The 11,101-nt window shown below is 38.1% G+C and carries 9 protein-coding genes; 4 read left to right on the forward strand and 5 right to left on the reverse strand.

Annotation, left to right across the window (positions count from 1 at the left end):
• Positions 1 to 464: 464 nt before the first annotated feature.
• Positions 465 to 2,261, forward strand: a complete 1,797-nt coding sequence (locus tag G413_RS0103935) for a glycerophosphodiester phosphodiesterase family protein (protein WP_022789633.1) — start codon at positions 465 to 467, stop codon at positions 2,259 to 2,261.
• Positions 2,262 to 2,423: 162 nt separating this feature from the next.
• On the opposite strand, the gene G413_RS0103940 is transcribed toward G413_RS0103935, so the two are convergent.
• Together G413_RS0103940 and G413_RS10910 are read right to left on the reverse strand one after the other, a co-directional pair.
• Positions 2,424 to 3,320 carry a putative manganese transporter gene (locus tag G413_RS0103940; protein ID WP_022789634.1) on the reverse strand — a complete coding sequence of 299 codons (897 nt, stop codon included), beginning with the start codon at positions 3,318 to 3,320 and terminating at the stop codon, positions 2,424 to 2,426.
• A gap of 71 nt (positions 3,321 to 3,391) precedes the next feature.
• On the reverse strand, positions 3,392 to 4,525 hold the full coding sequence (locus G413_RS10910; RefSeq protein ID WP_051130155.1) for an AI-2E family transporter: 1,134 nt from the start codon (positions 4,523 to 4,525) through the stop codon (positions 3,392 to 3,394).
• Positions 4,526 to 4,620: 95 nt separating this feature from the next.
• Between G413_RS10910 and G413_RS0103950 the strand changes: the two genes are divergently transcribed.
• The 3 genes from G413_RS0103950 to tpx all read left to right on the forward strand — a co-directional run bounded on the left by G413_RS0103950 (position 4,621) and on the right by tpx (position 6,777).
• On the forward strand, positions 4,621 to 5,340 hold the full coding sequence (locus G413_RS0103950) for a TrmH family RNA methyltransferase (protein WP_022789636.1): 720 nt from the start codon (positions 4,621 to 4,623) through the stop codon (positions 5,338 to 5,340).
• Positions 5,341 to 5,343: 3 nt separating this feature from the next.
• Positions 5,344 to 6,210, forward strand: coding sequence for a DUF4438 domain-containing protein (locus G413_RS0103955; RefSeq protein ID WP_022789637.1), 867 nt, complete (start codon positions 5,344 to 5,346; stop codon positions 6,208 to 6,210).
• Positions 6,211 to 6,297: 87 nt separating this feature from the next.
• On the forward strand, positions 6,298 to 6,777 hold the full coding sequence (gene tpx, locus G413_RS0103960) for a thiol peroxidase (protein ID WP_022789638.1): 480 nt from the start codon (positions 6,298 to 6,300) through the stop codon (positions 6,775 to 6,777).
• Between the two features lie 67 nt (positions 6,778 to 6,844).
• On the opposite strand, the gene G413_RS0103965 is transcribed toward tpx, so the two are convergent.
• From G413_RS0103965 to G413_RS0103975, 3 genes are all read right to left on the reverse strand, one after another.
• Positions 6,845 to 7,552 carry a Bax inhibitor-1/YccA family protein gene (locus G413_RS0103965; protein ID WP_022789639.1) on the reverse strand — a complete coding sequence of 236 codons (708 nt, stop codon included), beginning with the start codon at positions 7,550 to 7,552 and terminating at the stop codon, positions 6,845 to 6,847.
• 11 nt (positions 7,553 to 7,563) lie between these two features.
• Entirely contained in the window at positions 7,564 to 9,258 is a 1,695-nt protein-coding gene (locus G413_RS0103970) for a phosphoenolpyruvate carboxykinase (ATP) (protein WP_022789640.1), read from the reverse strand.
• 140 nt (positions 9,259 to 9,398) lie between these two features.
• Positions 9,399 to 11,093 carry a proline--tRNA ligase gene (locus tag G413_RS0103975; protein ID WP_022789641.1) on the reverse strand — a complete coding sequence of 565 codons (1,695 nt, stop codon included), beginning with the start codon at positions 11,091 to 11,093 and terminating at the stop codon, positions 9,399 to 9,401.
• Positions 11,094 to 11,101 lie beyond the last annotated feature (8 nt).

The raw sequence follows: 11,101 nt of genomic DNA on the forward strand, positions 1-11,101 counted from the left end.
TAGGTAAAGAGTTTATAAATATTATTTCTTCCTTTGACATCGTACGATGTTTGGCATCATACCATTCAGAAACTGTAGATTCGACTAAAAGCTGATCCGTTGTTTTGACTTCGGATTTAGACCACGAAAAAGAACGTAAAGGTGTGTATTTTTTACGTTTCTTAGATTTCATTGTTTTGGCGGTTCAGAGTTTCACGAGATGAACAACCAGAACCGCCAAGTTCTCTTGATGGTTATTCACCTCATGAAGCTCCTCAAGAGCTTGCCTTTCTACAAGCGTCTAAATTATACCACCAAGATTTCATTTTTAATATTTATTCATCCTTTATGTGCAAAGGACGAGCCTTTTCTAAAAACTATGGTAAAAAAGATGGATTTTCTATTTTCATTCTCTGAATTTACACCCCTTCCCCTTTATATTTTAAATTCCTACTGTATAATGTAAATCGTGTTTTGAGGTAATTATGAAAGAGATTTTGAAATTTGAGCTGTTTTATAAACTATTGATGAATGCCATCCTTCTTCCCTGTCTATCGCTTTTAACAGGATGGTTTTTACGGTATGTAATAGGAGATACAGTTTTATATAACTTTGATATGGTATATTCCTTATTCTCCATTCCGGGAATTCTATTGGTACTTGCTTATGTGCTTATTGTGATCCTCTGTGTTTACTTTGAATATATCGTGGTTTATAAACTCGTCTATTGTTTTAAAACCCGACAAACTATTGACTGGAAAAATTTGAGTCTTTCTTCCCTGCAAGATCTTTCTGTTTTAAAGACCAAGTATTTTCCTTTATTGTTTCTATATTATGTTTTGTTGAACCCTTTATGGCATCTTGGTTTTGTATCTTCTTTTTTACCCCGTATTTCTATACCGGCTTTTATTATCAATGAAGCTTTAAAAATGAATTATGGATCGTATTTGATCTTTATTGTTTACATACTTTTATTCATGGTTTACGCATTTTTATGGTACGTACCTTTTTACATGATTTATACAAAAGCACCCTTTTTCCAAGCTTGTAAACAATCTATTCATAAAATGCTGCAGATAAAGAAATTATGGCTGTTTTTAATTGGTATATTTCTGATGTATTATGTTTTGGAAACTTTTATCTTTCCCGAATTCCTATTAACAACATCTGATTTTAACTTTTACTTTTTACGTTATTTTCTGTTCTCTTCTTATTTTCGTTTTCGCACCTTACTGTTTGTCGGCTATTCTATACTATGGACGATCCTAGAAGTATTTGCGATTTACACGCAGTTAAAACAGGAAGAAGTCGATCCAGTCTGTCTGTTTAGCCAGACAGAAAAACCTCTTAAAATGAAGTGGCACAAAAAGGTTGCCCACCATAAAATCATATACAGTACAATCTTTTTGTGTGCAACGATTGTGTTTGTCGTGATGTACTTCCATCAATGGCCATTGGTACATCCCCCTTATTCCATTGGTCATCGCGGCGATATCACACAAGTGGAAAACAGTTTGGAAGGCATCTTGGCAGCTGATCAAAACAACACTGATTTTGCGGAAATCGATATACAGATGACAAAAGATCACATATTGGTCGTATGCCATGATACAAATTTAAAGCGATTGACTAAAAAAGACTTAGAAATCAAAGATTGTACATTCGAACAGTTACAGAAGCTTACGCTAACGGATAAACAAGGTCATACTGCAAAGATTGCGACTTTGGAGCAGGCAATTCAAACTGCGAAATCTTCGCCTAATCAGATTGGTCTTTTGATTGAATTTAAGCCACTAGATGGTGATCAACAAGAAACCATTCAACAAACTATTGAACTGATAGAAAAATACGATTTTTCAAATCGAGCCATGTTCATGTCCATGGATAAAGAAAGCGTTGAACTTTTGGCAAAAGAAAGGCCAGACTGGTGGATCGGCTATTGTGCGTTTGGAAATTTAGGGCATATCCATATACGATTAAACGATTCTTTCATTCCCGATTTTATTGCCGTAGAAGAAAGCATGATCAACACACAGCTTCTGGAAGATGCCAGAAACAACAATCTTCCCATCTATGTATGGACTGTCGATGATGTCAACAAAATAATGGATTATTTACATATGGGAATTAGCGGTATTATTGGAGATGCCAGTGATCAAGTTTCGCATGCCGTACATCAATACAAACAAATGTCACCGATGGACGATACACACTATTTAACTACATGTTCCGGCTTTCCAAAATTGACAGAAGATGAAAGCGGTTATCTACAATGTAATTAACGACATAGACTAAGAAACGACTGTTCTCCAAGATTAGAATGTTCAAAGGGATACAACTAAATTTGATCATTTTTATAGATAGTGACCGTTGACGATACTGTATAGAAATAAAAAAGACATGCTTTTACACATGTCTTCATCGATCCAGAGTCTCATTGACAGCTACATCAAATTTTCCAGAATAAAGGTTCCCATTCCAAATAACACGGCAACGATCCATAAGATCGCAATGATGCGAAGAACCATTTTCTTGTTTTCGTTATAGCGAATTAAGACCACCAGTCCTAAACCGGCGTTGGTAATCAGACCGGCTAATAGAGAACCAAACTGTAATTGTCCACTCATATATAACTGAGATAATACAACCGTGGCTGCACAGTTGGGAATAAAACCAAATACAGCTGCAAAGAGGGGTTGAAGGAACGACTTGGATAAAAGAATCGTACTTAAGTTCTCTTCTCCGATCCATTCAATCAATAAAGTTAATACAAAACTTGTCGCAAAGATAAAAACAAAAATTTTTAATGAACGTAATAGAGCACTAATATAGATCGGATATTCCGGATAACAGCAGGGACAAGCTGAACCTGCTTGTTCATCCTCTGAGGCTTGCTCTTCCGTTTCTTCTTCCATATCATCAAAATAAATGACATTTTGATGTCGATAGAGTACATGATCAATAAAATAACCGGCAACGACGGCAATCACAAATTTCAACACCAACAACAACCCCAACGTAGAATATAGAGAAGGATTGCTTAAAAGAATCGGAATGGCTTCATCGCTTGTAGCTATCATAACAGCTAATAAAGACCCTAATGTGATATTTCTTTGTACAAATAACATGGCTGCCAGAATACTGAATCCACATTGAGGCAATAAACCTACAGCGGCACCTACCAGTGGACCATATTTTTGTAAACCAAAGAATATTTTTTCGTCACTCTGATTGTTTCGTCTTTCAAATACTTCTAAGATCATATAGGTAATCAAAAGAAAAGGAAACATCATCCATGTATCTTCCAATGTATGTTCAAGGGTATGTACAAAAAAATCCATAGTTTCACCTCACAGAGATTAAATTATACAAATACCTTTTAAAAAAATCCAGTGAAATGAAAATAGAACTGTTAATCAACAGTTCCCTTTTTATCCGTAATATGAATGTGTTTTTGCGCAAGACGACTTTTTGAGAAATCACGTATGCCTGCATACAACAAAGCAAAAACGGGAACCCCTAAAAACATGCCGACGACACCGCCAATACCGCCACCGATCGTCACGGAAAACAAAATCCAGAATCCGGAAATGCCCAGCTGATCGCCTAATACAATCGGTTTGATCACGTTGCCATCGATCTGCTGCAGGATCAAAATAAAAATCGCAAAGATCAAAGCATAGATCGGATCAATCAACAGTAACAGTACAATTACCGGGATAGCACCGATAAACGGCCCGAAAACCGGGATCACATTGGTCACACCGACCACAAAGCCAATCATGGGCGCATAGGGAATCTGTAAAAGTGAAACCCCGATATAACAGCTTACACCGATAATCGAAGAATCAATAATGCTTCCGACAATGTATTTCTCAAAGACGAGCTTGGCATCCTCGGTCCATGCGGTAACAAAGTTAGCCATCGATTTATCAAACAACGCATAGTTTAATTTTTTTAGTCCGCGAACCAGACTTTCTTTATCCAGTAAGATATAGAAAGCACTCACTAAAGCCAGGATAAAATTGATAATCAAACGAATCACATTGTATGAATAATTGGCAATTTCCGGAAGATATCGAGTCAGTGTCGAAGTCACAGTATTGAAGAGATCCGTTTCGTTTAACGCTCTTTCAATATCCTGTCCCGAAATATTCAATTGTTTCCCTAAACTTGTCGCATAATCCATTAAATTACCCCAATACGATTTAAAGTTATCCGCAAACTGCATGGAAGAATCAATCAAACTTGGAATAATAGTTCCAAAAAATAAGACAATCAAACATAGAAACAAGATAAAAGATAATATGATTGACAATAATCGTTTATTATTTTGTTTCAAATTTGTATTTCCAAACAGCTTTCTTTCAAACCATTTTGAAGGTTTATGCAGTAAAAAGGCTAGAAAAATTCCTAATAAAAATGGGGATCCGATCGATAAGATGAATTGAATAAAGTCAACGACTCGATCAAAAAACAGAAAAAACATGGCAATCAATACCGCAATGGATAAAGAGCCTCCATATACAAACATTCTTTTTTTCATTTCTTCTGTTATACGAAAATTCAATTTGATCACCCGCTTATATTTCAAAATTTTATCATATAGATTTAATTTCGGAAAGGCCTTATAATAAGACCATGGAACTTTTATTTGAAGGAAAAATCTCGGTGAAGGCTATACTGGAAAATCAAAAGCGCGATATTTTTCAAGTCATTATGGAACAAGGAAAACGCAATAAAGATTTTGGTTATGTCTATTATCTGGCCAAACAAAGAAACATTCCTGTTTCCTATCAAACAAAAGAAGAGATACAAACCATGGCCAGCTCTTCTACCCATGGTGGTCTGCTTGTAAAAGCCGGTGTACAGCATCATCCAGGTTTGCCGGATCATTCACTATCTGGTTTTTTATGTCATATCGATGGGATTGAAGATCCTTATAATCTGGGAAGTATTTGTCGATCTTTATATGCAGCTGGATGCAATGGTTTGATTTTGATGGAAAGAGACTGGTCTAAGGTCGAACCGTTAATCTTAAAGGCCAGTGCCGGTGCTTTTGAGCATCTAAGCATCTACTGGATCCAAAAGGAAGAAGATTTGATCTATTATTTAAAACAACACGCAATACCTCTTGTAATGGCGCATCGAAAGGATGCCATATCTTTATATGACTATACCTTTCCTGAGAATTTTTGTTTAGCTTTAGGTGGCGCGTTACGTGGTATCAGTGCTCAGCTGGCCGAACATTCCACGCAAAACATTTTTTTAGAATATGGAAGAGACTGTCGTTATGCGTTGGATACGGCAAGTACAGTCAGTGCATTTGGATTTGAAATCGTTAGACAAAGGAGGAAATAAGTTATGCGAATCAATCGTGACAAATTAGTAAAAATTGCCGTCAACGGACAGGTCGATCATCCTCGTATGAAAGGCTTTCGTGTTGGCTATGACGGAAAAGGCAGAATGCCAATTGGTACCGGTGGTATTACTTACTCTCATGCCATTGGTGATCCCTGCATGGGATTAGCCGGTGATCATGTAGAGCCCGGCATCTCACTAGCCAATCCATCCAATGGAGAAAATCATGCCTTGGAAACATTTGCCTGTGTAGGTAATGAAGCACGTATCATCAACGGGCCACAAAAAGGTAAGAAAGGCTATGTATCGGGAACTCACGGCGGTATCGATCATACGATGATCTGTTTTGATAAAAAGATCCTGGAGGAAATGGATGGCAATGAAACCATATTGGTCAAAGCCTATGGACAAGGCTTAAAGCTTTTAGATCATGAAGACATTTATGTGATGAACATCGATCCGGATTTATTAGAAGCTATGCCTATCGAAGAAACCGATAAAGGGATCACCTTCCCTGTTGTTACAGTTGTTCCGGCCTTTTTGATGGGTTCCGGTCTTGGAAGCAATACCATGATGGAAGGCGATTACGATATCATGACCCAAGATAAAGAAGCCAATGAAGCCTATGGCCTTAACGACCTTCGCTTTGGTGATTTTGTCGCCATCTTAGATCATGATAGTGAATACGGTCCGCACTATTTAAAAGGAAGTATCAGTGTCGGTGTGATCGTACACAGTGATTCTTATACAAGCGGACATGGTCCGGGGGTTTGTGTGATTGCCACCAGCAAGACAGGAAGCATCCAACCGGTTGTTACAAAAGACGCCAACTTAAAAACATATATGAAAAATTTAAAGCGCAAAGGATAACTTTTGTGCTTTTTCTTTGGGCATTTCAATAGGATTTAAACATTAGGCATGATACGATGAAAACAGTTAAAAAAGGAGATCATACATATGACAACATTTAAAGGAAATGAAGTAACATTAGTTGGCGCACCTCTTGTTGAAGGAAGTGAAATGCCTGCATTTACATTTGTAGATAAGGATTTAAATACAGTTGACAGCACAACTTTAAAAGGAAAACGTGTATTCTTAAGCGTTCCAAGCATTGATACCAGCGTTTGTTCGATGGAAGTCGCAAAGTTTATGAATTCACTTAAGGATAGAGACGATGTCACAGTGGTATCCCTTTCCATGGACTTACCATTTGCACTGGATCGTTGGTGCCAGGCTAAAAACAATGACAAAGTCATCATGGGAAGTGACTACAAAGGACAAAACTTTGCCAAGGTCAGTGGAACCTTGATTGAAGAATTGGGCTTGTTGACAAGAGCTGTCTTTGTCGTTGATGAAAACAATAAGCTGGTTCACGTTGAATATTGTGCCGAAGTAGCGAATGAACCAGACTACAATAAAGTATTAGAAGTGCTTTAATGTAAAAGGAAGGGCAATCCTTCCTTTTTATTTGCACAAAAAAAGAAGAGCTTTTTTTTGCTCTTCTCTAGTCTTTTGAACTTCCCATTCCCAACAATTGAAGAATGTATAAGAAAATGTTGATAAAGTCCAAATAAAGCTCTAATGCGAAATAAATGGATAACTTTTCTCTGGAAACGATTGATCCATCATTGAACGTCATGATCTTATTCATACGCTGTATATCCCATACCGTAATCCCGGTAAAAAGAAGCAGACCTACAAGGCACATAAAACGAGTATCCATTCCAATATGAAATATGGATAAAAGTACTTGTGAAATGATCATGGCAATCAAACCGGTAAAACAAATTGATCCAATGCGCGACATATCTTTCTTTGTTGTTAGGCCAATAAACACTAAACAGAGAAAATAGAGGGCCGCTACCAAAAACGCAACAAAGATAACACCTTCTGAATACGCATAGAAAATGGATGTCATGCTGAAACCGAGGGTTAAAGAATACAACAGAAATAAGATTTTCATAGTGGCAGCAGACGTATTTCTTGCCAATTGTGAAGAAAATACAACAACTAGAACGATCTGCGCAATCAACAATCCAAAAGCTAAGAATGGACTACGTTCGATGATGGCTAAAAATGTACCACTTCGATACAAACCAAACGATACTGCAGCGGTCACCATCAAACCAATAGCCATCCAAAGATAGCTGTTTAATACGGATTTTTTTACTTCATTTTGTGAATAAAACGAAGCTTCATAATCTTGATACATATGATCATCTCCTATTTTTTGATGAACTCAAGCAATTCTTTAGCGGCAATATCTAAACCTTTACGATTTGCACGGTCAAATCCTAAGTGCGTATAGATTTCTCCAACAAACACGCCGTTGTCTTTCATGCACTGGAACATTTTATCAATCAGCGGTTCACAAAGCTCCTGTTTCTGCATAGGTCCAAATGGGTTGGCAAAATACGTTGTAGAAATACCAACTTCCTGCGTTGTTCCCAATGCCATACGTTTTCCCTGCTTACAAGTTTCTTTGACATCTTCGATTGGACGTTGTTTCAAGCCATATTCATCTGTATAGTTATTGGCATACGCAAACAGATCGATAGTGTGATTGTGTACGACAACACGATATGGACTTGCCGGTACAACCATACGAGCATTCGGATTTTCCGGTCCCATGATCACAGCACGATCCATGTCACGATACGGTGTTCCTGGGTCTAAGTCATCCAATCGTACAAAGGCACCGATTTCTGTTCCCTGTCCATAAGGTACACCATCTTCAACATGAATCGTACCCATATCATCAAATACTACTTCAATATCACGGATGATATCGTGTCCAACAGCTTTCAGTGCTTCAATGGATTCTGACTTACCAGCACCGGAATCTCCCATCAACATCAAGCCTTTTCTTCTGCCATCATTTAATGTAATGTTGACAAAAGCTCCGTGGATTGGCAGCCATCCTCTTTGCATCATCGCAAGGTTATGTAATGTCAAACACATTTTCTTCAAATATCCAAAATACTCTACACGTGGATGATCACTGATGCATCCTACCCAGATATCATTCGCTTCATCGTGATAGAACTGTGTTTCATTGCGATCATCCGGATTTCCATAAATACAGATCAAATCCGGTTTCTGTTCTGATTCTTCGCGGCTGGCCAATTCGAATAAGTTGGCCATACTTAAAGCCGATGCAATATATTTTGTATTGAAATATACAAAGCACAATAGTTTTCCGACTTTACATGGGAAACAGAACCATTCTTCCGGATCACCCGCAAAATATGTGATTGGGTTTGTATCCGTTTCATTGATCACGCCTTCACGCTTACTGGATTTCGGATGCAGGATCATTGGTGTACGAAGCATAACGGTATCAATCACCGGAATATTCATTAAGGCTTCATATTGAGGATCCCATAAGTTTTTATGACGATATACCGAGAAACACGCATTTGTACCGGCCTGTGCCTGACGATACACAACATTTCTTCGATGCATGGCACGTTCTTCAAATAAACGGTATGTGCGTAAGAACAGAGAATTGACAGCGGAATCTCTTGCGACCAAAGTATTGACACCGAAACCGTCAATATTTTCACTGGACATCACCGCAAAACGCTGTAAATCTCGCCATGATTTATAAATTTCTTCAATGGTGTCTAACAGATGTTTTTCATCCAATGCATAGTCATTGCGAATCTCATCCATTTTAAACACCGACAACAGACGAAGGAAATGCGTAAATTCGGCAGCGGCTTCCTGCGAATCGTATTTTCCATCCTGTGTCAGATATTTATACAGATCAACATTTTTTTCTTTTTGACTGGAAATAAAATACTGAATATAAACCTGGAATGTTTTACTTGCCAAAAACTCCTGACGATCTTTCGGATACGCCTTGTTGTAATTTAAAATCACCTGGTTATTGCTGATACTAATCTTTTTTTCCATTCTAAGTCCTCCTAATAGGGTAATTTTAACCTAACTGTTAGGAAAAGTAAATCTCAAAAAACGGATGTAACCGTTTTCTTGAAAGAATCTTACATATCCTGAAACAATTTGCACAAAAAAAGGATGAGGACTGTCTCATCCTATTTTGCATAAATCGCATCAATTCTAGCTTTGATATCCTCTAAAGAGATTTCTGTTTTCTCACCGTTGGCTCTTGTGACAAATTCAACATTGCCATTTTGAATACCACGTCCAACTGTAATTCGATACGGAATACCAATCAGTTCCATATCTTTAAATTTAACTCCCGGACGCTCATTGCGGTCATCTAAGAGCACATCGTATTTTTTCGATTGACAATATTCATACAACGCATTGGCAATGGATACTTGTTGTTCATCTTTAGCGCTGACCGGTACGATTGCCAGTTTAAACGGCGCAATTTCAGCAGGCCAAATAATGCCGGAAGCATCGTTATGCTGTTCTACGACCGCTGCCATACAACGTTCTAAGCCAATACCATAACTTCCCATCCATACCGGTTGCAGCTGATTGTTGGCATCCGTATATAACAAATTCATGGATGTTGAATATTTTGTACCCAGCTTAAAGAGGTTCCCCACTTCAATGCCATGTTGGAACGTTAATTTCTTTCCACAAACCGGGCAGACATTGCCTTCTTTGACCTGACATAAATCCGCTGCTTTCACATAATCAAAATCCTTGATATTGACATTTTCAATATGGTGGTCTGTCTTATTGGCTCCTACAATAAAGTTTTTCTTATGTAAAACCTGTCGATCCAGATAGACCGGACAATCAATACCGATTGGACCGGCAAATCCTACCTTGGCATGCGTCACCTTCTCTACATCCTCAAAGGAAGCTAGCTCCATCTCGTTGGCACCCAACAGTTTTAAAACTTTCGTTTCGTTAAGCTCACGATCGCCTGGGATACAGAACGCAACAATCTTTCCATCGACATTATAAATCAGGGTCTTAACAAAATCATTGGCTTCTTTTCCAAAGAAGGCTGCGACTTCTTCAATGGTTTTCGCATTCGGTGTCTCCATCAAATGCATTTCTTTTTCTTTTTCCTGACTTTCTTCCGTCGTATCGATGACTTCAGTAATCTCTAGATTGCTGGAAAAATCACAACCCTCACAACCTACGATAGTATCTTCGCCAATGCTGGAAATGGCCTGGTACTCTTCCGATAAAAGGCCACCCATAGCCCCTGTATCGGCTTTAACAATCTTATATTCTAAACCTAAACGATCAAAAATGCGGCAATAAGCATCATACATCTTCTGGTAGGCTACATCCAATCCTTTTTCATCGATGTCAAATGTATATGCATCTTTCATGATAAATTCACGAACACGGATCAATCCATAACGAGGACGTGTCTCGTCTCGATACTTTGTCTGAATCTGATACAGATTGTATGGATAATCTTTATACGATTTTCCGTTCATACTTGCCGCAACCGCAAACAATTCTTCATGGGTTGGACCTAGTACATAACGCTTCATATACCGGTCGTTTAATGAAAACATGTTGGATCCAAACGCATCTCTTCGACCAGACTGCACATACACATCTTCCGGAATCAAAGCCGGCATCAAGAGTTCCTGTGCCCCTTTGGCATCCATTTCTTCACGAATGATGTTCTCAATCTTCGCCAATACCTTTTTCCCCATCGGCATGATCATATAAATACCGTTGGAAGTTTTTTTGATCATTCCGGCACGTACTAACAAATTACTGGAAATACTATCTTCATCTTTTGCATTTTCACGCAATGTATAAAAGAAACTCTGACTCAATTTCATGATATCCC

Origin of the sequence: Faecalicoccus pleomorphus DSM 20574, assembly GCF_000420345.1 — a bacterium.
GTDB classification, from domain to species: domain Bacteria; phylum Bacillota_I; class Bacilli_A; order Erysipelotrichales; family Erysipelotrichaceae; genus Faecalicoccus; species Faecalicoccus pleomorphus.